The 26,165-nt window shown below is 59.5% G+C and carries 24 protein-coding genes, 3 tRNA genes and 1 pseudogene; 8 read left to right on the top strand and 20 right to left on the bottom strand.

Translation table 11 applies throughout. The annotated features are described in order from the left end of the window. The first annotated feature begins 80 nt into the window (after window positions 1-80). Window positions 81-1,212: pseudogene (locus PSH78_RS09815) on the top strand (carbon-nitrogen hydrolase family protein). 2 nt (window positions 1,213-1,214) lie between these two features. After that, window positions 1,215-2,249, top strand: coding sequence for an AraC family transcriptional regulator (locus tag PSH78_RS09810; RefSeq protein WP_305500090.1), 1,035 nt, complete (start codon window positions 1,215-1,217; stop codon window positions 2,247-2,249). A gap of 37 nt (window positions 2,250-2,286) precedes the next feature. Here the strand turns inward: PSH78_RS09810 and PSH78_RS09805 are convergent, their stop codons facing one another. The 11 genes from PSH78_RS09805 to PSH78_RS09755 form a co-directional block, all read right to left on the bottom strand. Then, the gene (locus tag PSH78_RS09805; protein ID WP_305500088.1) at window positions 2,287-2,430 is read right to left on the bottom strand and encodes a hypothetical protein; all 144 of its coding nucleotides are present in this window, start codon (window positions 2,428-2,430) and stop codon (window positions 2,287-2,289) included. A 113-nt stretch (window positions 2,431-2,543) separates the two neighbouring features. Beyond that, on the bottom strand, window positions 2,544-3,419 hold the full coding sequence (locus tag PSH78_RS09800; RefSeq protein WP_305500086.1) for a DUF2242 domain-containing protein: 876 nt from the start codon (window positions 3,417-3,419) through the stop codon (window positions 2,544-2,546). A 218-nt stretch (window positions 3,420-3,637) separates the two neighbouring features. Further along, window positions 3,638-5,509, bottom strand: coding sequence for a SurA N-terminal domain-containing protein (locus PSH78_RS09795; RefSeq protein ID WP_305500083.1), 1,872 nt, complete (start codon window positions 5,507-5,509; stop codon window positions 3,638-3,640). Between the two features lie 225 nt (window positions 5,510-5,734). Beyond that, window positions 5,735-6,007: an HU family DNA-binding protein gene (locus PSH78_RS09790; protein ID WP_008077714.1), complete on the bottom strand. Its 273-nt coding sequence runs from the start codon at window positions 6,005-6,007 to the stop codon at window positions 5,735-5,737. 148 nt (window positions 6,008-6,155) lie between these two features. Further along, entirely contained in the window at window positions 6,156-8,552 is a 2,397-nt protein-coding gene (gene lon / locus PSH78_RS09785; protein WP_305500081.1) for an endopeptidase La, read from the bottom strand. Between the two features lie 161 nt (window positions 8,553-8,713). Then, window positions 8,714-9,997, bottom strand: a complete 1,284-nt coding sequence (gene clpX / locus PSH78_RS09780) for an ATP-dependent Clp protease ATP-binding subunit ClpX (RefSeq protein WP_024778305.1) — start codon at window positions 9,995-9,997, stop codon at window positions 8,714-8,716. A gap of 112 nt (window positions 9,998-10,109) precedes the next feature. After that, the gene (gene clpP, locus PSH78_RS09775; RefSeq protein ID WP_186609760.1) at window positions 10,110-10,745 is read right to left on the bottom strand and encodes an ATP-dependent Clp endopeptidase proteolytic subunit ClpP; all 636 of its coding nucleotides are present in this window, start codon (window positions 10,743-10,745) and stop codon (window positions 10,110-10,112) included. 92 nt (window positions 10,746-10,837) lie between these two features. Beyond that, complete coding sequence (tig, locus tag PSH78_RS09770) at window positions 10,838-12,148, bottom strand: trigger factor (protein WP_305500079.1); 1,311 nt, start codon at window positions 12,146-12,148, stop codon at window positions 10,838-10,840. A gap of 417 nt (window positions 12,149-12,565) precedes the next feature. Continuing rightward, window positions 12,566-12,650 (bottom strand) — tRNA-Leu (locus PSH78_RS09765). Window positions 12,651-12,708: 58 nt separating this feature from the next. Further along, window positions 12,709-12,784, bottom strand: a tRNA-His gene (locus PSH78_RS09760). 41 nt (window positions 12,785-12,825) lie between these two features. Beyond that, window positions 12,826-12,902 (bottom strand) — tRNA-Arg (locus PSH78_RS09755). A 281-nt stretch (window positions 12,903-13,183) separates the two neighbouring features. Between PSH78_RS09755 and folD the strand changes: the two genes are divergently transcribed. Beyond that, the gene (gene folD, locus PSH78_RS09750; RefSeq protein ID WP_039589132.1) at window positions 13,184-14,038 is read left to right on the top strand and encodes a bifunctional methylenetetrahydrofolate dehydrogenase/methenyltetrahydrofolate cyclohydrolase FolD; all 855 of its coding nucleotides are present in this window, start codon (window positions 13,184-13,186) and stop codon (window positions 14,036-14,038) included. A gap of 358 nt (window positions 14,039-14,396) precedes the next feature. Then, entirely contained in the window at window positions 14,397-15,335 is a 939-nt protein-coding gene (gene pbpG / locus PSH78_RS09745; protein ID WP_305500077.1) for a D-alanyl-D-alanine endopeptidase, read from the top strand. 47 nt (window positions 15,336-15,382) lie between these two features. Here pbpG and PSH78_RS09740 read toward each other — a convergent pair whose 3' ends face one another. The 4 genes from PSH78_RS09740 to PSH78_RS09725 form a co-directional block, all read right to left on the bottom strand. After that, a complete protein-coding gene (locus PSH78_RS09740; RefSeq protein ID WP_305500075.1) occupies window positions 15,383-15,586 on the bottom strand; it encodes a DUF6021 family protein in 204 nt (67 codons plus the stop codon). A gap of 100 nt (window positions 15,587-15,686) precedes the next feature. After that, window positions 15,687-16,364, bottom strand: coding sequence for a peptidase C39 family protein (locus PSH78_RS09735; RefSeq protein ID WP_305500074.1), 678 nt, complete (start codon window positions 16,362-16,364; stop codon window positions 15,687-15,689). Window positions 16,365-16,819: 455 nt separating this feature from the next. Further along, entirely contained in the window at window positions 16,820-17,569 is a 750-nt protein-coding gene (locus PSH78_RS09730; protein WP_305500073.1) for a TerC family protein, read from the bottom strand. A gap of 28 nt (window positions 17,570-17,597) precedes the next feature. After that, window positions 17,598-17,861 carry a hypothetical protein gene (locus PSH78_RS09725; RefSeq protein ID WP_305500071.1) on the bottom strand — a complete coding sequence of 88 codons (264 nt, stop codon included), beginning with the start codon at window positions 17,859-17,861 and terminating at the stop codon, window positions 17,598-17,600. Window positions 17,862-17,996: 135 nt separating this feature from the next. Between PSH78_RS09725 and nhaR the strand changes: the two genes are divergently transcribed. Next, the gene (gene nhaR / locus PSH78_RS09720) at window positions 17,997-18,893 is read left to right on the top strand and encodes a transcriptional activator NhaR (RefSeq protein WP_305500070.1); all 897 of its coding nucleotides are present in this window, start codon (window positions 17,997-17,999) and stop codon (window positions 18,891-18,893) included. On the opposite strand, the gene PSH78_RS09715 is transcribed toward nhaR, so the two are convergent. Together PSH78_RS09715 and PSH78_RS09710 are read right to left on the bottom strand one after the other, a co-directional pair. Further along, window positions 18,890-20,050, bottom strand: coding sequence for an MFS transporter (locus PSH78_RS09715; RefSeq protein ID WP_305500068.1), 1,161 nt, complete (start codon window positions 20,048-20,050; stop codon window positions 18,890-18,892). The genes nhaR and PSH78_RS09715 overlap by 4 nt on opposite strands. Window positions 20,051-20,194: 144 nt before the next feature. Next, window positions 20,195-20,332, bottom strand: a complete 138-nt coding sequence (locus PSH78_RS09710; RefSeq protein ID WP_305500067.1) for a hypothetical protein — start codon at window positions 20,330-20,332, stop codon at window positions 20,195-20,197. Here PSH78_RS09710 and sstT point away from each other — a divergent pair. After that, a complete protein-coding gene (sstT, locus tag PSH78_RS09705; protein WP_305500066.1) occupies window positions 20,331-21,563 on the top strand; it encodes a serine/threonine transporter SstT in 1,233 nt (410 codons plus the stop codon). The genes PSH78_RS09710 and sstT overlap by 2 nt on opposite strands. Before the next feature lie 186 nt (window positions 21,564-21,749). Here sstT and PSH78_RS09700 read toward each other — a convergent pair whose 3' ends face one another. Continuing rightward, window positions 21,750-22,259 carry a DUF1993 family protein gene (locus tag PSH78_RS09700; RefSeq protein ID WP_305500064.1) on the bottom strand — a complete coding sequence of 170 codons (510 nt, stop codon included), beginning with the start codon at window positions 22,257-22,259 and terminating at the stop codon, window positions 21,750-21,752. Window positions 22,260-22,390: 131 nt separating this feature from the next. Between PSH78_RS09700 and PSH78_RS09695 the strand changes: the two genes are divergently transcribed. After that, complete coding sequence (locus PSH78_RS09695) at window positions 22,391-23,041, top strand: YceH family protein (RefSeq protein ID WP_305500062.1); 651 nt, start codon at window positions 22,391-22,393, stop codon at window positions 23,039-23,041. On the opposite strand, the gene PSH78_RS09690 is transcribed toward PSH78_RS09695, so the two are convergent. Beyond that, a complete protein-coding gene (locus PSH78_RS09690) occupies window positions 23,042-23,860 on the bottom strand; it encodes a shikimate 5-dehydrogenase (RefSeq protein ID WP_305500061.1) in 819 nt (272 codons plus the stop codon). Between the two features lie 248 nt (window positions 23,861-24,108). On the opposite strand from PSH78_RS09690, the gene PSH78_RS09685 reads away from it, so the two are divergent. Then, window positions 24,109-24,477, top strand: coding sequence for a hypothetical protein (locus PSH78_RS09685; protein ID WP_305500059.1), 369 nt, complete (start codon window positions 24,109-24,111; stop codon window positions 24,475-24,477). A gap of 83 nt (window positions 24,478-24,560) precedes the next feature. Here PSH78_RS09685 and PSH78_RS09680 read toward each other — a convergent pair whose 3' ends face one another. Continuing rightward, on the bottom strand, window positions 24,561-26,081 hold the full coding sequence (locus tag PSH78_RS09680) for a nucleobase:cation symporter-2 family protein (protein WP_305500058.1): 1,521 nt from the start codon (window positions 26,079-26,081) through the stop codon (window positions 24,561-24,563). Between the last annotated feature and the right edge of the window lie 84 nt (window positions 26,082-26,165).

The raw sequence follows: 26,165 nt of genomic DNA, 5'->3' as shown, positions 1-26,165 counted from the left end.
CTAAACCATTGTTTTACCGTACCCTGCCGCGTGACTTCTGATGAAAATCACGAACCTGTACGCGGCCATCGACTGTCCCCATGCGCAAATTTCTGTACCTGCTGTTCTCATTGGCCCTGGCGGCTGTCCTGATCACTTATGCACTGTGGACAGCAGACCGTCCGGCGGGCCATTACCTGTCAGACCTGCGGATCGACCTGGCGGTCGACCGGGGCACGCCGGCTGATCGAGGCAACCTGCTGGGCATTCAGCCAGAATTGTTCCCTACCGACTACCAGAGCCCCGAACGCCTGCATCGCAAGCTGGCGGCGTACCTGCAGACTGCCCGCGACCAGGGGTTCGTCAACGAAAAAACCGTCGTGGTCCTGCCCGAGCATATCGGCACCTGGCTGATGGTCAGCGGTGAAAAGGACGAGGTGTACCAGGCCACTACCTTCAAACAGGCTATGAACTGGCTTGCCATCAGCAATCCGTTGGCCTTTATCCGCGCATTGGCGGGCGCCCAGGGCGATAGCCGGCTGGATGATGCGTACTTGCGCATGAAGGCGGACAGCATGGCCCATGACTACCAGGCGCTGTTTGGTGGACTGGCCAAGGAGTTCGGCGTAACGCTCGTGGCCGGCTCCATCGTACTGCCCGAGCCCAGCGTCAGCGAAGGCGAGCTGAAAATCGGTGGTGGCGCGTTGTACAACAGCAGCCTGGTGTTCGGCCGCGATGGCCGGCCGCTCGGCCAACCCCAACGTCAGCGACACCCGGTGTTTGACCAGCAGGACGTGCTTGGCGCCGAACGGCCGGACGTCACCCAGGTCATTGACACGCCGGCCGGACGCCTGGGCGGTGCTGATCGGCAGCGACAGTTGGTATCCGCTTCACTATCGACAACTCGACGAACAAGGAGCCCAACTGATCGCCGTGCCGGCCTTTGTCATCGGCCGCGACGCCTGGAATAAGCCTTGGGCCGGCTACAAAGGCCTGTCCACGCCAGGCGAAGTGAGCCTCAAGCCCGGTGAGGTGAGTGAGGGGCAGGCCTGGCGTCGGCTGACGTTGACCAGCCGGCTGCCCATCAGCCAGGCCCGCGGCGGCGTCAGCGTATTCTTGCGTGGGCAGTTCTGGGACAACGGCAGCGCTGGCCAGAGCTTCATCAGCCACAACGGCGAGCAATTCACCGATGGTGAAGCCCGTGGCGCACGTCTGCTGAACTTGTGGCTCTAGATATGCAAAAGCCTATGCGCCTGGGTGACCTGTCCGTAGGTTTCGTCCATAGCCTGGCGGACGCAGTAGCCAGTCACGGCCATGACCCACAGCCATTGCTCGAACAATACGGCCTCGATGCCGCGCGCCTGGCTGAGCCCGGGGCGCGCCTGTCGATCCCGCGCTACATGCGCCTGGGCCATGCCGCCATCCAACTGACACAGGATCCGGCCTTGGGCCTGCGCATGGGCCAGCTCAGTCGCCTGAGCCAGGCCGGACTGGCCGGCGTCACCGCGGCCCAGGCGCCCACCGTACGCGAAGCCGCACGCTGCATGATCCGCTTCGAGCCGCTTTACGGTTCCAACTACCGTGGTCAATCGAGTCTTCACGAGGATGCCCGGGGCGCGTGGCTGCGGTTCTATTCCATCAGCCCGTATAACGCCTACAACCGCTTCGTCGTGGACTCGATCATTGCTGGCTGGCTCCAGCAGCTGTCCAGCGTCTGCGACGTGGTGTTGCGGGCCGAACGTATCGAAATCGAATTCGCGGAGCCAACTTACCTCGAAGCCTACCGCAGCCTCGGCGAAGGCCCGATCCAGTTCGCAGCCGAGCAGAACCAATTGCGCCTGGGGCTGGACAGCCTCGCGCTGCGCAACCCACAGCATTGCCCGAGCACCTGGCACCATCTGGTTCAGTTATGTGAGCGGGAACTGGAACAACTGACTCGCACCCGCACCCTGCGCGAGCGAATCATTCAGTTGCTGGGGCCGCTGCTCAACGGCGGACGGGAGCCGGATCTGGAAGAAGTGGCGATGCGCCTGAAGCTGCCGACCTGGACGCTGCGCCGCAAGCTGGCGGAAGAAGGTACGCAGTTCCGGGCGATCCTCAACGACACGCGCCGAGACCTCGCCATGACGTACATCCGCGACACGGAACTGGCCTTCGGCGAAATCGCTTACCTGCTGGGGTTCGCCTCGGCCGAGGCATTCCAACGGGCTTTCAAGCGCTGGAACAACCAGACGCCGGGAGAGTTCCGGCGTAGCCGTAGAGCGACTTGAACACCAGGCTCCCGGCCTGCAATGTAACGTCTGCTACCTACAGTTCCGTGGCGTCTTCGGCAGGTTCCAGGGGGTCCAGCTCATAAGCCTGATATTCGAGCAGCTCTTCCTGATAATCGTCCATTGCCTGTCCTTCCCAATAATCGTTGAAACCGATGCCTGATGGCCCTGGAATCAGCATAAAGCTGCTTGATGAACAAAACATGAAGCCAAGGCTTCATGAATTAAACGTAGCACAGCATTGGGAATTTAATCAGCGCAGGTGTGGCAAGGCGTTACCGCCCCACCACAGGCTCAGGATGCAGGGAGCGGCTGGATCGGCTCGGTTGGCGCCGGCAAGGAACTGGGCGGTGGCGGAGTAACGGTCTCTGTCGACGGGGGTGCGTAGGACTCCGGCTCGCTGGGAGCGATCGGCGCAGGCTCGGCAGGCGGCGCGACCGGCTCGGAAGCGGCAGGCGCGGTTTCGCCAGGTGCTGGAGCAGCCTCTTCGACCGGCGCAACGGGAGCAGGAGTCGGCTCGGGTGCCGGGATTGTCGCGGGCGCTGGAGTTGCGGCGGGAGCCAGGGGAGCCGGCTCCACCTTCGGCTCTGGAATGCCCAGTTCGGCTTTCGGTTTGTCGACGTTTCCAGCGGCTTTTTTCGCTTCGGGAGGCAGGAACACCTCCACCAGCGCAAAGAAACGCTCATAGAATTTGGCTGCGGACACCGTTTCGCTGGCGACCTTGACCATCGAATCGTCCGACGAGCCAATCGGCATCGACACCGACCCCAATACACCCACGCCCAGGCTGGCGGAGTTATTGGTCTTCTTCAGGGCATACCGGTCCTGTAGCGCGTTGGCAAAGATGGTTGCACGATGGCCCGGACCGCCATCTTCGGCACAGACCAGGTTGAAACTGATCTCCATGTGGGTGTCGCCAGTCTGCTGGAAACTCTTGTGGCCGCTGACCAGCTTCGGATCGCTGCTGGTGATGATGTACCCCTGGCTCAGCAACGCACGACGCCCTGCTTCACAAGTCGCCACGTCAGTCACCGGATAGGTACGCGAGAACGTGCCCGAATCATCGAAGTTCTCGTGCTCGTAGATGGCCGCTTTCTTGGAAGAGCAACCGGTCGCGACGACCAGCAGCAATGCCAGCCCAACGGTGCGCATGTGAAATGATCTGAACATTGAACATCCTGAGGAAAACAGTCCGGGGCGTATTGTGCAACAGAACGCGGCCGGACAGCTTGGCTAATCTTGTCTCAAAGGGCTTACAAGTCTACGGGGGGATGCCAGCGGGAAAAAGAAGCAATCCTGATGAATCGACGAACATCGCCGTCGTGGCAATACACGGATACAAAAAGACCCCGGCCTTTCGGCCGGGGTCTTCAGGATCACGCATCAAGTCAGAAGTGCTTGATGTCCGCCTCGCTCTCCAATTGCTTGCGATAAGCCGCGAAGTCCTGCTGGCCGACACGGGACGCCAGGTACCGACGGTATTCGGCCTTTTCTTCCTCGGTCGGTGCAGCGCCTTCGTTGACGCCGTTCAAGCGCAGGACCGTCACGCCGCCGTCAGGCAGGGTCACGCTGACGAACGTCGGCTTGTCCTTCGACTCAGGCTTGGACATGCGGAACAGCGCCTGCAGTACCGCAGGGTCGATACCTTCCTGGTTGCGGGTCGCCGCTTCGACGACTTTCCAGCCTTGACCGTTGACAGGCTTGTCCAGCGCCGTCTTGCCATCGCGCAGGCTGGCAATCAACTCATCGGCCTGGGTCTTGGCGGCAGCGCTGGCGTGTTCCTTGGCCAACTGGGCTCGGATCGGCCCGGCCACGGTTTCCAGCGGAAGCTGCTGGGGCTTGCGATGCTCCTTGGCACGCAGCACCACGACGGTTTCCGGGTCCAGCTCGATGGCGGTACTGTTGGCCCCCTCCTCCAGCACTTCCGGGCTGAACGCAGCGGTGATCACGGCACGGTTGGCCGCGATCCCTTCGCCGCCTTCACGACCGAACGGTGCCGACGTATGGACGGTCAGCTTAAGGTCCTGGGCTGGCTGGGCCAGGTCGGAAGCTTCGAACGAAGCGTCCTCCAGTTGTTTGGTCGCCTCGACGAACCGCTGCTCCACTTGCTGGGTCTTCAAATCGCGGGTCAGCTTGTCCTTGAGGCTCGCGAAACTCGGAACCTCAGGCGCTTCGACACCCAGCAGCTTGATCAAATGCAGGCCGAAATCGGTTCGCACCGGTGCCGAGACCTGATCCTTGCTCAACGCATACAGCGCCTTTTCGAACTCCGGATCGTAGACGCCTGGACCGGCATAACCGAGATCGCCGCCGTTGTTGGCAGAGCCCGGATCCTGGGAGAACTCCTTCGCCAGCGCCTCAAACGACTCGCCTTTGGCCAATCGAGCCTGGATTTCCTCGATCTTGGCCTTGGCCTGGGCTTCGGTGACCTTGTCGTTCACTTCGATCAGGATGTGCGCAGCACGACGCTGTTCGGAAAGATTGGCGATTTCTTTCTGATAAGCCGCCTGCAGGTCTTCATCCTTGACGCTGACCTGATCGAAGAACGAAGCTTTCTTCAGCTCGAGATAGTCGATGACTACCTGATCAGGCGTCATGAATTCCTTGGCGTGCTGGTCGTAGTAAGCCTTGACCTCATCGTCGGTCAGCTTCACGGCTGCCGGATCCGCCTTGACGGTGAGCGTAGCGAAATCGCGGGTCTGTTTTTCCAGGCGGGCGAATGCCAACACCTGGGCATCGGTGACAAAGCCGCTGCCCGCGAGACCGGCACGCAATTGGCCAATGAGCATTTCCTGCGCCAGCATTTCGCGGAACTGCAGTCGGCCGTAGCCCAACTGGCGAATCACCTGGTCGAAACGCTCCGGGCTGAATTTACCGTCGACCTGGAACTCCGGCGTTTGCAGGATCACCTGGTCCAGCGCGGCTTCGGAGAAAGCGAATTTCGCATCGTGTGCGCCTTGCAGCAGCAGCTTGCGATCGATCAGCCCTTTGAGCGCCGAGTCACGCAACATCTTCTCGTCCAGCAGGGAGGCATCGAAATCCTTGCCCAACTGTTGCATGAGCTGACGGCGTTGCATGTCGACCGCCTGGCTCAGCTCGTTCTGGCTGATTTTTTCGCCGTTGACCTTGGCCGCGTCATTGCTGTTGGTGGTGGCTTGAAAAATAGCTTCGAAACCGGTCAACGCCATCAATGCGACGATGATCCCGATGATGGTCTTGGCAATCCAGCCTTGTGAATTGTCCCTGATATTCTGCAGCATGCGTCCCCCAGAAACGGTTGAACTTCAAAAATTAGGCAACCGTGGAGCGTGGGTAGAATCCGGATAGAAGAAAGGCGCATCCGAGGATGCGCCTTCTCGTAACTGGCGGAGCGGACCGGGCTCGAACCCGCGAGCCCTGGCGTGACAGCCCGTTTGTTACCGGCCGCATTACCGCTCCGCTGCCAAGCCAGGCATGACCCCGACCCGGATAAACTCAATGAAACCTTAGTTGACGGCTTCTTTCAGCGCTTTACCAGCCTTGAAGCCTGGCTTCTTGGCAGCGGCGATTTGCAGCGTCTTGCCAGTCTGCGGGTTGCGACCAACACGAGCTGGACGATCGGTAACGGAGAAAGTACCGAAACCCACCAGGACAACAGAGTCGCCGGCCTTGAGAGCGCCAGTGACGGATTCGATTACAGCGTCCAGCGCACGGCCAGCAGCAGCTTTCGGGATATCAGCGGATGCAGCGATAGCATCAATCAGTTCCGACTTGTTCACTCTAAGTCCCCTTATATCTATTTGAGATGATTCTAAGTTTTTTTGGTGAAAGCAAAAACGAGTGCTGAATGGCCTGCAGACACTTAAGAGCCGCTTTATAACAAGGGCTCTAAAAAACTGTCAAGGAAGCCCCCCAGGCAAATGCGTATTAATGCGTGCTAATTCTTTCCTTAGAGTCAGACTCTCGCTTTTCTTCCTTTGCGACAATCTCCGGAGCCACATCCGGCAAGGGCTCCGGCGCGTATTGCAGCGCAATTTGCAGGACTTCGTCAATCCATTTAACCGGTTTGATCTGAAGATCCTGCTTGATGTTGTCGGGAATTTCCTTGAGATCACGGACATTCTCTTCCGGAATGATCACGATCTTGATCCCGCCACGGTGAGCGGCCAGAAGTTTTTCTTTCAGGCCGCCAATCGCCAGGACCTGGCCACGCAGAGTGATTTCACCGGTCATGGCGACATCCGCACGTACCGGAATGCCCGTCAACGCTGAAACCAAGGCTGTGCACATGCCCACGCCGGCGCTCGGTCCATCCTTGGGCGTAGCGCCCTCCGGCATGTGGATATGCGTGTCACGCTTCTCATGGAAATCCAGGGGAATGCCCAGGCTTCGGGCACGGCTACGCACAACTGTCAGCGCCGCGGTGATCGACTCCACCATGACATCGCCGAGGGAACCGGTCTTGATCAATTGGCCCTTGCCCGGAACCACGGCGGCTTCGATGGTCAGCAACTCGCCGCCGACTTGCGTCCACGCGAGGCCGGTCACCTGGCCGATCTGGTCCTGCTGCTCGGCGAGCCCGTAGCGGAACTTGCGCACGCCGAGGAAGTGCTCCAGCAGGTCGGATGTCACCTTGACCGCGAAGCGTTTTTCCAGCGCGTGCTCTTTGACCGCCTTGCGGCAGACCTTGGCAATCTGCCGCTCGAGACCACGCACACCGGCTTCACGGGTGTAGTAACGAATGATGTCGCGAATCGCCTCCTCGTCAAATTCCAGCTCGCCCTTTTTCAGGCCGTTGGCCTGGATCTGCTTGGGCGAAAGGTACTTGACGGCGATGTTGATCTTCTCGTCTTCGGTGTAGCCCGGCAGACGAATCACCTCCATCCGGTCCAGCAACGCTGGCGGGATATTCATCGAGTTGGAGGTGCACAGGAACATCACGTCGGAGAGGTCGTAGTCGACTTCCAGGTAGTGATCGTTGAAATTGTGATTCTGCTCGGGATCGAGCACCTCAAGCAACGCAGACGCAGGATCACCGCGCATATCGCTGCCCATCTTGTCGATTTCATCCAAAAGGAACAGCGGGTTGCGTACCCCCACCTTCGTCATCTTTTGAATCAATCTTCCTGGCATGGAACCGATGTACGTGCGGCGATGCCCACGAATTTCCGCCTCGTCACGCACGCCGCCAAGTGCCATGCGCACAAATTTGCGGTTGGTGGCATGGGCGATCGATTCCGCCAGGGAAGTTTTACCGACACCCGGAGGTCCGACCAGGCACAGGACCGGGCCACGAATCTTCTTCACGCGTTTCTGCACGGCGAGGTATTCAAGGATGCGCTCCTTGACCTCTTCCAGGCCGTAATGGTCCGCATCGAGGATGTCCTCGGCACGCGCCAGGTCCAGGCGGACTTTGCTCTGGGCTTTCCACGGCACCTGGACCAGCCAGTCGATGTAGGACCGCACCACGGTGGCTTCGGCAGACATCGGCGACATCTGCTTGAGCTTGTTCAGCTCGGCCTGGGCCTTGGCAAGCGCATCCTTTGGCAGGCCAGCGGCATCGATGCGCTTTTTCAGCTCTTCGATTTCGTTGTGACCTTCGTCGCCATCGCCGAGCTCTTTCTGAATGGCCTTCATCTGCTCATTCAGATAATACTCACGCTGACTGCGCTCCATCTGTTTCTTGACACGACCACGAATGCGTTTTTCGACCTGCAGCAGGTCGATTTCGCCGTCGAGCAATGCCAGTACGTGCTCGACACGCGCCGACAACTCGATAATCTCGAGGATTTCCTGCTTCTGCTCGATCTTGAGGGCCATGTGGGCCGCCATCGTATCGACCAGGCGTCCTGGCTCATCGATGCTGTTGAGCGACGACAGGACCTCGGCAGGCACCTTCTTGCCCAACTGCACATACTGTTCGAACTGCGACAGCAGGCTGCGGACAAAAACCTCCGACTCACGCTCCGGCGCCTCGACTTCGTCGATCAGCGACACCTCGGCACGGCAATGCCCGTCCACTTCGCTGAAACGCTCGACCGCCCCGCGCTGTTCGCCCTCGACCAGAACCTTGACGGTGCCGTCAGGAAGCTTGAGCAGTTGCAGGACCGTTGCAATCGTACCTACGCGATAAAGTGCGTCTTCACCGGGATCATCGTCGGCAGGGTTTCTCTGAGCGATCAGAAGAATCTGCTTATCACCCGTCATCGCGGCCTCGAGGGCTTCGATGGACTTCTCGCGCCCCACGAACAGCGGGATAACCATGTGCGGATATACCACGACATCGCGCAATGGCAGGAGAGGCAATTCGATGGTTGTCTTCATGATTTCGCCTCTACGGCGGCCGTAAGGCCGTGAACAGATGGAAGTAAGCTTGAAACCAAGATGGGGGCAGCCTTCAAAAAAAACAAGCGCTAAGACACGTCTAAAACGCGCTAATAGCAAAGGGGCCCGAAGGCCCCTCCTTTATTCCGACAGCGGGACACTTATGCGTCCGGCGCAGCCTTGGCAGCCGGCTCACTGTTTTCGTAGATATACAGTGGCTTGGACTTGCCTTCTATGACGCTTTCGTCGATGACGACTTTACTCACCTCGGACTGCGAGGGGATTTCGTACATCGTATCGAGCAATACGCCTTCGAGAATCGAACGCAACCCACGGGCACCGGTTTTACGCTCCAAGGCACGCTTGGCGACGGATTTCAGCGCGTCGGAACGGAACTCGAGGTCTACGCCTTCCATTTCGAACAGCTTGGCATATTGCTTGGTCAGGGCGTTTTTCGGCTCGGTCAGAATCTGCATCAACGCAGCTTCATCCAGCTCGTCCAGTGTCGCCAGGACCGGCAGACGACCGACGAATTCCGGAATCAAGCCAAACTTGACCAGATCGTCAGGCTCGACTTCACGCAGGGATTCACCGACCTTCTTGCCCTCTTCCTTGCTGCGAACCTCGGCGTTGAAACCGATGCCGCCACGGGTGGAACGGTTCTGGATGACCTTTTCCAGGCCGGAGAACGCACCACCGCAGATGAACAGGATGTTACGCGTGTCGACCTGCAGGAATTCCTGCTGCGGGTGCTTGCGACCGCCTTGCGGCGGAACGGAAGCGACCGTGCCTTCGATCAACTTGAGCAAGGCCTGCTGCACACCCTCCCCGGAAACATCCCGGGTGATGGACGGGTTGTCGGACTTGCGGGAAATCTTGTCGATTTCGTCGATGTAGACAATGCCCATCTGGGCCTTTTCCACGTCGTAGTCGCACTTCTGCAGCAGTTTCTGAATGATGTTCTCGACGTCCTCACCCACATAACCCGCCTCGGTGAGGGTGGTTGCGTCGGCGATGGTGAACGGAACGTTCAGCAAACGGGCCAGGGTTTCGGCAAGCAGGGTCTTACCCGAGCCTGTCGGGCCGATCAGCAGGATGTTGCTCTTGCCGAGTTCGACTTCGTCATTCTTCTTGTCACGCTGGTTCAGGCGCTTGTAGTGGTTGTACACCGCTACGGCCAGTACCTTTTTCGCACGCTCCTGACCGATTACATACTGGTCAAGGATGCCGCTGATTTCTTTGGGCGAAGGCAACTTATGCGCGCTGCTTTCGGCCTGGGCTTCCTGCACCTCCTCGCGGATGATGTCATTGCACAGGTCGACGCACTCGTCGCAAATGAAGACCGAGGGGCCGGCAATCAATTTGCGTACTTCATGCTGGCTTTTGCCACAGAAGGAGCAATAGAGCAGTTTGCCGTTGTCCTCGCCGTTGCGGGTGTCAGTCATTCGATCGATCCAAATCCGATAGGCTTGCAACACAAGATGAAGGCAATTGCGGGCTTTTTCAAGCCCGCAGATGATCGGAGCTACCGATCAACCTCATTTTGAGCTGCTTATTTTAAGCGGGGCGCTGGCTGATCACTTCATCGATCAGACCATATTCACGTGCGGCTTCAGCGCTCATGAAATTGTCGCGATTGGTATCGCGCTCGATTTCTTCAAGCGTGCGTCCGCTGTGCTTGGCCATCAAGGTGTTGAGGCGCTCGCGGATGAAGAGGATTTCCTTGGCATGGATTTCGATATCGGATGCCTGGCCCTGGAAACCGCCCAGCGGCTGGTGAATCATCACGCGGGAATTCGGCAGGCAGTAACGCTTGCCGTGAGCACCGGCGGTCAGCAAAAACGCACCCATGCTGCAGGCCTGGCCGATGCAGGTCGTCGAAACGTTAGGCTTGATGAACTGCATGGTGTCGTAGATCGACATGCCCGCCGTCACCGAACCGCCCGGGGAGTTGATATAGAGATGGATATCCTTGTCCGGGTTTTCGGCTTCAAGGAACAGTAGTTGTGCACAGATCAGGTTGGCCATGTAGTCCTCTACCGGACCTACCAAAAAGATCACTCGTTCCTTGAGCAGACGCGAATAGATGTCATAGGCACGTTCGCCACGGGCGGACTGCTCGATAACCATAGGGACCAGGCCGCCTGCGGCCTGGATGTCAGAGCTCTGCTGATAAAAAGAATTGCGGGACATGTCTCGCAGTCACTCCCAAATAGTTATGTCTTGAATACGCATAAGCCAGCGCGAAGGCTGGCTTATGGTGTGTATTTCTTACCGCAGAACCATCAATCGGCTTGTGGAGCTTCCACCGGCTTGACCGCTTCTTCGTAAGAGACCGCTTTGTCGGTCACGCTAGCTTTCTGCAGAACAGTATCCACAACTTGCTCTTCCAGCACAACCGAACGGACTTCGTTCAGCTGCTGCTCGTTCTTGTAGTACCAGGACACGACCTGCTCAGGCTCTTGGTAAGCCGAGGCCATTTCCTGGATCAGCTCGCGAACGCGGGCTTCGTCAGGCTTGAGTTCGAACTGCTTGACCACTTCGGCGACGATCAGGCCCAGCACGACGCGGCGCTTGGCTTGCTCTTCGAAGAGTTCAGCCGGCAGTTGGTCAGGCTTGATGTTGCCACCGAACTGCTGAACGGCCTGCACGCGCAGACGGTTCACTTCGTTGTCCAGCAGAGCCTTCGGCACTTCGATCGGGTTGGAGGCCAGCAGACCGTCCATGACCTGGTTCTTGACCTTGGACTTGATGGCCTGACGCAGCTCGCGCTCCATGTTCTTGCGAACTTCGGCGCGGAAACCTTCCAGACCGGTTTCCTTGATACCGAACTGGGCGAAGAACTCTTCGTTCAGCTCAGGCAGCTTAGGCTCGGAAACGCTGTTGACGGTCACGGTGAACTCGGCGGCTTTGCCGGCCAGGTCCAGGCTCTGATAATCCTCTGGGAAGGTCACGTTCAGAACGCGCTCTTCGCCGGCCTTGGCGCCAACCAGGCCGTCTTCGAAGCCCGGGATCATGCGACCGGAGCCCAGCACCAGCTGGGTAGCCTTGGCGGAACCGCCAGCGAACACTTCGCCGTCGACCTTGCCGACGAAATCGATGTTCAGCTGGTCTTCGTTCTGGGCGGCACGATCAGTGGCTTCGAAACGGGTGTTCTGCTTGCGCAGGATGTCGAGCATCTTGTCCAGGTCGGCATCCGAAACGTCAGCGCTCAGGCGCTCGACGGCAATGGACTCGAAACCGGCGACGGTGAACTCGGGGAACACTTCAAACGTGGCAACGAACTCGAGATCCTTGCCTTTTTCCAGCACTTTAGGCTCGACGGAGGGAGCGCCAGCCGGGTTCAGCTTCTGCTCGACCACCGCTTCGTAGAACGAAGACTGGATCACGTCGCCCACGGCTTCCTGGCGCGCATCAGCTTCGTAACGCTGACGGATCACGCTCATTGGCACTTTGCCTGGGCGGAAACCTGGGATTTTGGCCTTTTGGGCAGTCTGCTGCAGACGCTTGTTGACCTGAGTCTCGATACGCTCAGCTGGCACGGTGATGCTCATGCGGCGCTCAAGAGCAGAAGTATTTTCAACAGAAACTTGCATGGATATTCCTCGTTGCACAGACGTTGGCCGGGCGTTTCCGACCCCAGAATCAAGGGCATGCATTCTAGTAGGTCAAACTCAAGAAGTCACCCTACTGAAAACACGCAGGAAACAGACGCCGAATTTATAAGCAGGGCCATGGTTCATGCCCCGCCCGGTTTGCTAATACAGTCGATCACCGCCAAGGCTCTGCGCAGCACCTTCCTATATAGAAGCACCGCAACCGCGCGCCTGGCATGCGGCCCTTTATAAAAAGACCGACGGGCATGCCGAGTATCATCGCGAAACACAATCGCGAACACAGCCGCCGCGCGCCCGCCCCAGGACCGACGCCGACAGGTAACCAGTGAAAACAAAAACGGCGCAGCCCCTTCTCAGGTTCTGCGCCGTTCTCTGCTAATTAAATAGCGACTTGTATGGTGCGGACGGAGAGACTCGAACTCTCACACCTTGCGGCGCTGGAACCTAAATCCAGTGTGTCTACCAATTCCACCACATCCGCGTATCAAGCTTTTAAAGCAAAGGCGCCAGATTGTTAGATCTGGCGCCTTTCTAGAATATGGGGTGGACGATGGGGATCGAACCCACGACAACGGGAGTCACAATCCCGTGCTCTACCAACTGAGCTACGCCCACCATATTGCCTTGTAGCGTTACTTGTGCCAAAGCTGCCTAATTGGCGCACCCGGCAGGACTCGAACCTGCGACCATCCGCTTAGAAGGCGGATGCTCTATCCAGCTGAGCTACGGGCGCCTTTTTAATCTGTATTCTTGGACGATTACAAACTAAGTGCTTTCAGTTTTGCCGAGTTTAAACTACCAACTCCGCTCAACCTTCTTAACCAGTGCTAGGCTGTGCCCGACAAGTGCGACGAATGTTATAGACGGCCCGATAGGTCGTCAACTCTTTTTTAAAAAAAATTCATTTAATTAAAGGGCTTAGGGGAATTTGCAGACCAAGCGCCTTTGCCCTCACGCCTCGGCATGCGAGAATGCGTTCTCTTTTTTTCCCCTCTCGATGGTTAACCACGCGCAATGACTGCACAACTTATCGACGGCAAATCGATCGCCGCCAGCCTGCGCCAGCAGATCGCCCAACGAGTCACCGAGCGCCGCCAGCAAGGCCTGCGCACGCCCGGCCTTGCGGTGATCCTGGTCGGCAGCGATCCTGCCTCTCAGGTTTATGTCTCGCACAAGCGTAAAGACTGTGAAGAGGTCGGCTTCCTTTCCCAGGCCTACGACCTGCCTTCCGAAACCACTCAGCAAGCGCTGGCCGATCTGATCGACCGCCTCAATGACGATCCGAACATCGATGGCGTGCTGCTCCAGCTACCGCTGCCCGAACACCTTGACGCCTCTAAACTGCTGGAGCGTATCCGCCCGGACAAGGACGTCGACGGTTTCCATCCTTATAACGTCGGTCGCCTCGCTCAACGCATCCCATTGCTGCGCCCGTGCACGCCCAAGGGCATCATGACCTTGCTGGAAAGCACTGGCGTGGATCTTTACGGGCTCGACGCCGTGGTCGTGGGCGCCTCCAACATCGTTGGCCGGCCGATGGCCATGGAATTGCTGCTCGCGGGCTGTACCGTCACCGTGACCCATCGCTTCACCAAGGACCTGGCGGGCCACGTCGGTCGGGCTGACCTGGTGGTGGTGGCCGCCGGCAAGCCGGGCCTGGTCAAAGGCGAATGGATCAAGGAAGGCGCCATCGTCATCGACGTCGGCATCAACCGCCAGGACGACGGCAAGCTGGTGGGCGACGTGGTCTATGAGACCGCCCTGCCCCGCGCCGGCTGGATCACGCCGGTACCCGGCGGCGTAGGACCGATGACCCGGGCCTGCCTGCTGGAAAACACCCTTTATGCGGCCGAGACGCTGCATAGCTGAATTAGCCGCTTCAACTCAGTTACACACCCTGTGGGAGCGAGCCTGCTCGCGATAGCTTGGGATCAGCCAACATCAATGCTGGCATAGACACCGCTATCGCGAGCAGGCTCGCTCCCACAGTATTTTGTCATCTGATCCCTGATCGGCGGACGTTGGTCCGTGCAGCGCGCGCCCGAATCTGACGATTTACAAATTTTTCAGATCCGATTCGCCAGAATCGCCTTCATTAAACTTTATTTATTGATGCGCCCCGACGGCACAGGCATATAGCGCTGGCGTCGCCCATACTCCTAAAATGCGGCGCTTTTTCAACAAGCCGCTGCTCGACAGCACCTTCAACTCCATCGAGTCTACTCGCGTGAAAATCCGTCTTTCGATCCTCAGCCTGTTTTTCCTTTTCACAGGCACCTTCATCACGCAGAACGTCAGCGCGCAGGAAACCATTGCCCCGCCACGAGACACTTCAAAACTGCAGGTCGCCTCCGGCAGTGCGATCCTGCTGGACCTGCAGACGGACAAGGTGGTCTATTCGAGCAATCCGGACGTCGTGGTGCCGATCGCATCGGTGACCAAGTTGATGACCGGCCTGATCGTGCTGGACGCCAGGCAGAACCTGGACGAATACATTTCCATGACCATCGCCAACACGCCGGAAATGAAAGGTGTGTTTTCCCGGGTCAAGCTCAACAGCGAGCTGTCACGCCGGGACACGCTGCTGATCGCCCTGATGTCGTCGGAGAACCGCGCCGCCGCCAGCCTCGCCCATCATTATCCGGGCGGCTACGCGGCGTTCATTGCGGCGATGAACGCCAAGGCCAAGGCGCTGGGCATGTCCAGCACCCACTACGTCGAGCCCACCGGCCTGTCCATTCACAACGTCTCGACCGCCCGGGACCTGACCAAGCTGTTGATCGCCGCGCGCAAGTATCCATTGCTGAGCGAATTGAGTACCACCAAGGAAAAGACCGTGACGTTCCGCAAGCCGGCCTACAGCCTGGGCTTTCGCAACACCGATCATCTGGTCCACAAGGCGAACTGGGACATTCAACTGACCAAGACCGGCTTCACCAACCAGGCCGGTCATTGCCTGGTGCTGGTGACCAAAATGGGTAATCGTCCGATGGCGCTGGTGATTCTCGACGCGTTTGGCAAATACACTCATTTTGCCGATGCCAGCCGTATTCGCAGCTGGGTCGAGACAGGCAAAAGCGCCAGTGTCCCGGCCGTGGCCTTGCAATACAAGGCCGCGAAGAACCTCAAGAGCCGCCAGAGTGGCGTGGTAGAAGCGTCAAAATAATTCGGCTGGCGCAAACAGATAGCCCCGACTCGTCGGGGCTATTTTTGTCAGGGCTTAAGGTTACCCAGTGGGTCATAGGCTCTCGAAGAAGGTGGTTCCTCATCCTCCTCATCCCGGGGCGCCTTGGCCGGCCCTACCGGGTCCACTTGCGGATCGTCGAGATCCGGCGAGTCCGGATCGAATCCCAAGTCATCATCACCGGATGAATGCTCGGAAGAGTGCGGCCCTGATGGTGTTTTCGACTGTGCCATGGTTGCCTCCTTGAATCATGGCCCGGAAATTCCAGGCCCTGACGTTAAGAACCCAAGGCATGCGAGGTCGTGCCCGAGAGCTGACGAACGGGGACCCGACTCAGCGTGCGGAGCCCAACGCCTTGGTGGCCCGCGCGGCGGCCTGCTCCTGCCCTGCCCCGGCCAAATCGTCGGCGGCCTTCAGCCAGCGCTGGGAGTCAATGCTGGCCGGAAGTTGTGTGGGTTGCTGAATCAACACCGCCCAACCGCCCGCGTCCTTGAACGCCGATTCGAATGCATCGAAACTCATCAACGACCGCCGGTTCATCCCCGACCGCAGCAGCACGGTGCGTTTTTGTCGGTTGTAGCCAGCCAGGATCGCGTAGCGCGGCCCGGACCAGAACGCCGAACCCTCGGTGTAGCGCAACAGCACGGGATAACCCGCCGCCACCTGTTCAAGCAACGCCGCAAGTTCATCGTCGAGGGGATAGACCACCAGTCCGTATTCACGTGCCAGGGTTTGCAGACTCTGCTGCAAACGCGCCTCGCCACCGGGCAGGTGTAACGGTTTTTCCAGCAACCCGGGCGTGATGACCGTCCCTTGCAAGGTCAGCAGGGCCGCCAATGATTGCGGCGCGCCCTGATACATCTCGCCGCGGAAGAACGGCACGCTGTTGAGTTCGACCCGCTCGGGCAGACGTTTTATCTGCGGCGATACGCCCCCCGCGCACCCCGCCAGGACGGCGGCGCAGGTCAGCGCCACTACCAGTGATCGAAAAGATGAAATTACCGGCACCATTAATGACTCTCTTGTTCAGGCAGACCCGGCATCCGGGCCGGGCTTGGGCCGACGATCATAAAGTGCGCGCCCGCCTGGGTATAGCCACAAGCAAGAGTTTCACCACCGCGATAGAACGAACCGATCCGTCGCCACCGCCGGCGATCGACTGCTCGTAACACTCGAGCGGCTAGACTGTCCATTGTAATGAGTGCATTGCCCGAGTCCGGGCTGAAGGAGGCACAGATGAGCCTGACGACGACTATTCTGATGCTGATATTTGGCTGGCTGAGCGTAGCGACGGCCATGTTGTGGGGCGTCCTGCGGATCGCCCGGCGCCATCACCACGCACCTCCCCCTCAAGCGAAACAGCCTTCCAAACCCGCCAGGCGCCACGCCACCGCACACTGACATTATCGCCGCGCATGAAAAAGCCGCCCGGGCCTTGGACCCGGGCGGCTTTTGTCTGCCTGGTATCAGGCTTTGTCGACGAGCGCTTTCTCCCTGGCGCGTCGGGACAACATGTTCAACACCTCGATGGCCGCCGAGAAGGCCATGGCCGCGTAGATGTAACCCTTGGGCACATGGGCACCGAAACCTTCGGCGATCAGGGTCATGCCGATCATGATCAGGAAGCCCAGGGCCAGCATGACCACGGTGGGGTTGTCATTGATGAACTTCGCCAACGGCTCGGCGGCCAGCAGCATCACCAGCACCGAAACCACCACGGCGATGATCATGATCGGCAAGTGTTCGGTCATGCCCACCGCGGTAATGATGCTATCGATCGAAAACACCAGGTCGAGCATCAGGATCTGACTGATCGCAGCAGCGAACCCGAGGGTCACGCCAGACGTGGCCGACTTGGGATCGTTCGGCGCCGGGTCCATGCTGTGATGGATCTCAGTGGTCGCCTTCCACAACAGGAACAGGCCACCGGCGATGAGGATCATGTCCTTCCAGGAGAAGGCCTGGCCAAGGATTTCGATGACCGGTTCCGTCAACTGCACAATGAACGCGATGGTGCTCAGCAGGCCCAGGCGCAGGATCAGCGCCATGCCGATACCGATCCGCCGCGCCTTGGCGCGATGCTGTTCGGGCAGTTTGTTGGTCAAGATCGAAATGAAGATCAGGTTGTCGATGCCAAGCACGATTTCCATGACGACCAGGGTGGCCAAGGCAATCCAGGCGGTGGGGCTGGCGGCAAGCTGTAACAGATAATCCATGGGTCAGTCCTGACTCGATATGACGGGGTTAGATGGTCTTGGTGGAGGATTCGGATTCTTCAGCGTCTTTCTCCGGCTCTTTCTTGGGGCTTATCAGCCCACCGGTAGCCTCGCTGATGGCCTGCTCGGCAGCCTTGTGAGTATCGTCGATTGCCTGCTTGGCCGTCTCGACAGCTTGTTCCTTAAGTTGCTGGGCCAACTGCTGGGCGCTCTTTTCCGCTTGTTCACAGCCCACGAGCGCTATCGAAGACAGCGACAGGAAGGCTGCAAGACCCAAGGATTTATACGTCATGGACAGTGCCTCTTCAGAAATGGACGGAGCACAAAGATGGCTCACCGATGGCCCGGCATTCTAGAGAGGGTAATACTTCAGGAAAATTCGTATTTTCAGCGGCTATACTTCGGCTTTTACGAATCGGCGAAAACCATGCTCAATTATCGACAGCTGCATTATTTCTGGGTGGTGGCAAAAACCGGCAGCATCGTGCGCGCCTGTGAGCAATTGAACCTGACCCCGCAAACCATCAGCGGGCAGATCTCCCTGTTCGAACAGACCTACAACATCAAACTGTTCCAGCGCGTCGGGCGCCAGTTGGAGCTGACAGAAGCCGGCCGCCAGACGTTGCCTTACGCCGAACACATGTTCCAACTCGGTGGTGAACTGGAATTGATATTGCGCGCCCAGCCCAACGAACAGCAGACGCTGTTTCGGGTCGGGGTGGCGGATGTCGTGCCCAAGTCCATCGTCTATCGGTTGCTGGCCCCGACCATGGAATTGAGCGAGCCGCTACGTATCACCTGTCGCGAGGACAAGCTCGAACGGCTGCTGGCGGACCTGGCGATCCAACGCCTGGACCTGGTGATTTCCGACAGTCCGATGCCGACTCATCTGGATATCAAGGGCTACAGCCAGAAGCTTGGAGAATGCGGGATCAGCTTTTTTGCCACCGCCGCGCTGGCCGATCGTCATGGGCAGGATTTTCCCCATGGCCTGCATGACGCCCCGCTGCTGATCCCGGGACCGGAAACCGTCGTACGCAGCCGCCTGCAACGCTGGTTCGCCGAACAACAGATCCAACCGCGGATCGTTGGCGAGTTCGACGACAGTGCGTTGATGCAGGCATTCGGCCAGTCAGGCAGCGGGATTTTTATCGGTCCCAGCGTGATTGCCGAAGAGGTCAAGCGACAATATGGCGTGCAGGTTATCGGCCAGACCGAGGCGGTGAGCGAGTCGTTCTACGCCATTTCCGTGGAACGCAAGGTCAGCCACCCAGGCATCGTCGCGATTGCCGAAGGAGCACGCCGCGAGCTGTTCAGCGCCTAGCAATCAGCGCAGGCATTGCGCGGCTTGAACGTCATCAGCAGCAGCGCCAGCAGGATCGATACCAGGATGAATCCGGCCGCGGCGAAACCGACGCTCCCCAGGCCCAGGGTATCGATGACCCGACCGCCCACCAACGCTCCAAGGCCAATACCCAGGTTGGCCCCGGCGATGTTCAGCGAAGCAGCAAACGCCGGCGCTTCGGGGGCTGCTTTCATCAGCCGCACATGGCTGACCAGGAACAGCGCCGCCTGGGTCACGCCCCAGATACCCATCGCGGCGGCCAACCCCAGCGTCGAATGAATGCTCGGCACCAGGGCTACCATGCCGCCGATCATGAACAGGCAGAACACCATCGAGGCAATCAGCGGATGCCGGTCTACCGCGCGACCACCCAGGGAGTTGCCGAGCAGGCCCACGGCCCCGAAGCCCATCAGGCACCAACCCACGAGCGTACCGTCGAACCCGGCCAGGCGCTCGAGGATATCCGCCAGATAGGTATAGGCGGTAAACATGCCGCTGAATACCAGGATCGACAGCAGCACATGCCCCTGCATCAGGGGGCTGCGCAGGATCTTGAATTGCGAGCGGAAGCTCACTTGATGCTGGTGCAGATTGGTTTTCGGCAGGTAGATAAACAACAGCAGCGCCTTGGCAAACGCGATGACCGCCAGGATCGCAAAAGCGCTGCGCCAGCCGAATGCGTCGGAGATCAGCGTGCCGACCGGAATGCCGAATACCGTGGCACAGACGATACCGAAGCCGATCCGCGCGATGGCTCGCCCGGCAAACTGCGGCCCGACGATGTCCACCGCGGTTTCGCTGGCCAACGCCCAGAATACCGGCAGACCCAAAGCCGGGACCAACCGGGCGATGGCCATGACCCAGATGTTCGGCGCCAGCGCCGCCAAAGTGTTGGCCAAGCCGAACATCACCAGCACGCTGATAAACAGCCGACGCCGCTCGACACGGGCAAACCACGCGGTCAGGAACGGCCCGAACGCCGCGACAGTAAATGCGAACAACGTCACCAGCAGTCCAGCCTGAGGGATGGTGACTTGCAGATCCCGGGCGATGGCTGGCAACAGGCCGACAATGATGAATTCCGTGGTCAGCACCGTGAAGCCGGCGGCGGACAACAGGAAAATGGGCAACAGCATGCAGAACTCCAACAAAACGACGACACCAGCGTTAGCCCAAGGGCCCGCTGGAAAACAAATGAGGTGAGAGTGGCAAAGCCTAACAGATTGGGGCCGTCAGAAAAACGCAGATAAACAGGCAGGTGACGGATCGTCACAGGTCCGTCAGATTTTTCGCCGGGCTGTGATAAAGTCCGCGGCCTGCAAATGCTCCACCCTCTTTTCGGTCCCGATCATGCGGCCTGCCCGCTTGTTGCCCTGATTGACGGACCGTTGCACATAAAAAATCAGAGATACCGTCATGACTGCTGTGTCCTCTTCCCTTATGCACCGCTTCAAACGCACCAGCCTGGTGACGCAAATTGTCATCGGCCTGATCGCTGGCATTGTCCTGGCGTGGCTGGCCCCTGACGTGGCGAAATCCACGGCGTTCATCGGCAAGGTCTTTGTGTCGGCGCTCAAGGCCGTGGCGCCGATCCTGGTGTTCGTGCTGGTCATGGCGTCGATCGCCAACCATAAGCACGGCCAGGAAACCCATATCCGCCCGATCCTCTTCCTTTATCTGCTGGGCACTTTCGCTGCGGCCGTGGTCGCGGTCATCGCCAGCACGCTGTTTCCCTCGAGCCTGGTGCTGAGCGCGCAGGACGTTGCCGTTACCGCGCCCGGCGGGATCAGTGAAGTGCTGCAGAGCCTGTTGCTCAGCGTAGTGGACAACCCCGTTCGAGCGCTGATGGACGGTAACTTCATCGGCATCCTGGCCTGGGCCATCGGCATGGGCATTGCCATTCGCCATGCTGGCGAAACCACGCGCACCGTACTCGAAGACTTGTCCAATGGCGTGACCGTGATTGTGCGGCTGGTCATCCGCTTCGCCCCGCTGGGTATCTTCGGCCTGGTGGCCTCGACCCTGGCCACCTCCGGCTTCGGTGCGCTGCTCGGTTACCTGCACCTGTTAACCGTGCTGATCGGCTGCATGCTGTTCGTGGCATTGGTGGTCAACCCGCTCATCGTGTTCTGGAAACTGCGTCGCAACCCCTTCCCGCTGGTGCTCACCTGCCTGCGTGAAAGCGGCATCACCGCGTTCTTCACGCGCAGCTCGGCGGCGAACATTCCCGTGAACCTGGAACTGAGCAAGCGCCTCGGCCTGCACGAAGACACCTACTCGGTCTCGATCCCGCTGGGCGCCACCATCAACATGGCCGGCGCAGCCATCACTATCACTGTATTGACGCTGGCGGCCGTGCATACCCTGGGCATCGTCGTGGATGTGCCCACGGCCGTGCTGCTCAGTGTCGTCGCCGCCATCTGCGCCTGCGGCGCGTCCGGGGTCGCCGGCGGCTCGCTGCTGTTGATTCCCCTGGCGTGCAGCCTGTTTGGCATCCCTAGCGAAATCGCCATGCAAGTGGTCGCGGTCGGGTTCATCATCGGCGTGCTGCAGGATTCCGCTGAAACCGCGCTGAATTCCTCCACGGATGTGCTGTTCACGGCGGCGGCTTGCCTGGGTGAAGAAGAGCGGGCGCGGCGCACCGCGTAATTGTGTGGTGGATGTACGGTCCTCATCGCGAGCAAGCTCGCTCCCACACTGGATTGATGTTTGTAGCAAGGACCATGTGGGAGCGAGCTTGCTCGCGATAGCGATGGACCAGACGCTGCGGAACTGACAGCCACAAAAAAGCCCGGAACGGCTCACACCGTCCCGGGCTTTTTCATGCTCGCGGGTTTAGAACGCGCCCATGTAATCGCGCTTGCCTACTTCCACGCCGTTGTGACGCAGCAGTGCGTAAGTGGTGGTGACATGGAAGAAGAACTGCGGCAGGCCGTAGGTCAGCAGGTAGGTTTGACCGCTGAAGCGTTTTTCCTTCGGGGTGCCCGGACGGGTGACGATTTCAATGCCTTCCTTGCCATCGATCTGCTCGGGGCTGATGCCGTCGATGAAGGCCAGCACCTTGGCGATCAGCGCTTGCAGCTCAGCGAAGGTGGTCTCGCTGTCGTCGTATTTCGGCACTTCGATCTCGGCCAGGCGCGCGGACACGCCCTTGGCGAAGTCGACGGCGATCTGCACCTGACGCACCAGCGGGAACATGTCCGGGAACAGGCGTGCTTGCAGCAAAGCGTTCGGATCGATGTTTTTCGCGGTGGCGTGGGCTTCGGCCTTGTTCAGCACATCACTCAGGGCGTTGAGCATCTGTTTGAAAACCGGGACGGAGGCGGCGTACAGGGAAATGGTCATGGCGATCTCATGCGGGTGGTAGGAGGAAACAAATCAAACGTCGGCGATTATAGCCACGGCTTGTTGCGCTCCTTGTCTTTTATTACGCAAGGATTAGGCTAGGCGGCTTCCACGGCATAGGGAAACGCGCAATGAGCATCGAAGAACAAAGCCAGGCCGAAGAACCACGGCTCAACAGCACGGAAATCCGCATCCTTGGCGCCCTGATCGAAAAACAGGCCACCAACCCTGAGACCTACCCTCTCACCCTCAACGCGCTAGTGCTGGCCTGCAACCAGAAAACCAGTCGCGAACCGGTGACGAACCTCAATCCGGGCCAGGTCGGCCAGAGCTTGCGGGCCCTGGAAGGCCGCGGTTTTACCCGGCTGGTCATGGGCAGCCGCGCCGACCGCTGGGAGCACCGGGTCGACAAGGCGCTGGAGCTGGTGCCGGCCCAGGTGATCCTGATGGGGTTGCTGTTCCTGCGCGGCCCACAGACCGTCAATGAACTGCTGACCCGCAGCGGCCGCATGCATGATTTCGAAGACACCGAGCAGGTCGTGCACCAGCTCGAGCGCCTGATCGCCCGAGGCCTGGCGCTGCTGATGCCGCGCCAGGCCGGCCAGCGTGAAGACCGCTATATGCATGCCATGGGCGACCCCGCGGACATCGAGACCCTCCTCGCCGCCCGCCAGCACCCGGTAGAACGCGGTGGCGCCGGCAGCGGTGTGTCAATGGAACGCCTTGAAGAACTCGAAGCGCGGATCGCCGCGCTGGAGGAGCGTCTGGCGCGCCTGGAGTAATCAGGACCGGGCGAAAGCCACGGCCTTGTCGAATTGCTCCAGGTTGGGCCGCACGCCCGTGTACAGCACAAACTGCTCCAAGGCCTGGATCGCGATCACCTCCAGCCCGGTGATGACCCGCTTGCCTTCTGCCCGGGCCCGGACGATCAACGGCGTTTCCGAAGGAATCGCCACCACGTCGAATACCGTCTCGGCTGCCACGAGAGCATTGGCCTCGAACGCCAGGTGGTCCGCTTCAGGACCGCCCGTCATGCCGATCGGCGTCACGTTGATCAGCATTTGTGGCCGGCGATCGCCCAGCTCGGCTTGCCATTCGTATCCCAGGGAGTCGGCCAGGGCTCGGCCGGTGGTTTCGTTGCGGGCGACGATCAGGCCATTTTTATAGCCGCCATCGCGCAAGGCACTGGCGACCGCCTTGGCCATGCCGCCGCTGCCACGCAGGGCGAAAGTCGAATCCTTGGGTACGGCATGGGTCTGCAGCAATTGAGCGACGGCAATATAGTCGGTGTTATAGGCCTTCAAATGGCCGTCGGTGTTGACGATGGTGTTGATCGACTGGATCGCGGCGGCGGAAGGATCCAACTCATCGACCAAGGCGATGCAGGCCTCCTTGAACGGCATCGACACGCCGCATCCGCGGATGCCCAGGGCGCGAATGCCACGCACCGCACCCGGCAGGTCGCGGCTGCTGAACGCCTTGTAGTAGAAGTTCAAGCCCAGTTGTTCATAGAGGTGATTATGAAAGCGCAGGCCGAAATTGCCCGGGCGCCCCGATAGTGACATGCACAGCTGGGTGTCTTTGTTGGGGTTCATCTGCATGCTCGTCTCCTTGAAACACTTTCGGATAAACGCGATCGCCGTACCGACCGGTCCTGTTCGATGCTCAGACCTCGGGCGCAGCGCAGCGACTCGTCATCCGCTGTAAAAAAATCAGCCACAGACCTTACACAATATTTACCCAGCGGCGGTGCAAATCCTGGGAAAATCGCTGTCAGAGCAAGTATCCCCGCGCCCCTAATCGGGTCTGTCGCAGGCCACAGGCGCCGGGGCCGGAACGAGGAATCGCCATGAAACGCAAACTTCCCATCATCGCCCTGCTCGTGGGGGCACTCGCGGTCACCGGCCAGGCATCCGCCCATGGTCGCGGTGGTTGGGAGGGTCCCGCGGTGTTTGGTGCAATCGTCGGCTCGGCCATTGTCGGCTCCGCGCTCATCAGCCGCGACCGACCGGTTTATGTCGAGCAACCGGTGTATGTCCAGCCACAACCGGTCTACGTGCAACAACCTGTCTATGTGCAACAACCGCCACCGGTCTATTACGCGCCGCAACCGGTATACATCGAGCACCCGGTCTACTATCGCCCGGCGCCGGTGTATTACGGGCCACCACGGGGCTATTACTATGGCCCGCCGCGCGGCCATTACGGTCGCTGGTAGTCCGTTCAGAGGCAATAAAAAAAGCAGCCGGTGATCGATGATCACCGGCTGCTTTTGTTTTTTACTCCTTTGCGATCGCCAGATCAGACGTGCTCGCTGCTCTTTAGCCGCACCGGGCCGTGCTCTTCCGGCGAGTGAGCGGGTTCCGCCACCACTGGAATCTCGTTGCCGTCGCAGTCATGCAATTTTCCGTCGCTGAAATAATCACCTTCACGCAGTGCGGCCAGGTCCTGGTAGCGCAGCACCCGCTCGGTACCGGCGGCAAAAACCGACTGCTGGTCGGAGTTGCCGGTGGTGAAATGGTTGAACGCCAGGTTCAGGATAATCGCCATGATTGCCGAAGAACTGATCCCCGAATGGAAGATCGTCGCGAACCAGCTGGGGAAATGGTCGTAGAAGTTCGGTGCGGCGATCGGGATCATGCCGAAGCCAATGGAAGTGGCGACGATGATCAGGTTGACGTTGTTGCGGTAGTCAACCTTCGACAGGGTTCGGATACCACTGGCGGCAACCGTACCGAACAGCACGATACCAGCACCACCGAGCACCGAGGTCGGCACGGCGGCGATCACCCGCCCCATGAACGGCAGCAGCCCGAGCACCACCAGGAATATCCCGCCAGTCGCCACGACAAAACGGCTCTTGATACCGGTCACCGCCACCAGCCCGACGTTCTGGGCAAAGGCACTCTGGGTGAAGGAGCCAAAGATCGGGGCGATCATGCTCGACAGCATATCGGCTCGCAGACCATTGCCCAGACGGCGGGAATTGACCTTGGTGTCGATGATTTCCCCCACCGCCAGGATGTCAGCGGAGGTTTCCACCAGCGTCACCATGATCACGATGCACATCGACAGGATCGCGGCGATATGAAAAGTCGGCATGCCGAAGTGGAACGGCGTTGGGAACCCGAACATCGGGCCTTCGCTGACGGACGAAAAGTCCGCCATGCCGAGGAATACCGCGATGACGGTGCCGATGACCATCGCCAGCAGGATCGACAGGCGGGAAATCGTCGCACTGCCCATTTTGCTCAGTACCAGCACCAGTACCAGGGTCAGCGCAGCCAGGCCGATGTTCGCCATGCTGCCGAAATCCGCGGCGTGGCTGTTGCCGCCCATGGCCCAGCGCGCCGCCACCGGCATCAGCGTCAGGCCTATGGTGGTGATGACGATGCCGGTGACCAGTGGCGGGAAGAACCGGGTGATGCGCGAGAATACCGGAGTGATCAGCAAACCGATCAGGGACGCCGCGATTACTGCGCCAAGGATGGCCTGGAAGCCCCCTTCCCCGCCGGTTCCGACGATCGCCACCATGGTCGCGACGCCGGAGAACGAAACGCCCTGCACCAGCGGCAGCTGGCAGCCAAAGAACGGCAGGCCAAGCGTTTGCAGCAACGTCGCCAGCCCTCCCGCGAACAATGACGCAGCGATCAGCAGGCCGATGTCCGCCGGCGACAAGCCGGCCGCCTGGCCGATGATCAAGGGCACCGCGACGATGCCGCCGTACATGGTCAACACATGTTGCAGGCCGTAAGCCATATTCGCGCCGACGCCAAGGTTTTCGTCCTCGGGCCGTGGGAGTGAAACATGGGACGTTTTCATGGTTCGGGGGTTCCCTGGTTTTTGTTATGCGCACACTGTATTCAAAAGTCAGGACAAATGTCCATAGAGTTGTATACAACTTGT

The sequence above is a fragment of the Pseudomonas sp. FP198 genome, assembly GCF_030687895.1.
Lineage (GTDB): Bacteria > Pseudomonadota > Gammaproteobacteria > Pseudomonadales > Pseudomonadaceae > Aquipseudomonas.
Note: the sequence above shows the minus strand (reverse complement) of the source record. Positions and strands in the feature narration are given on the sequence as shown.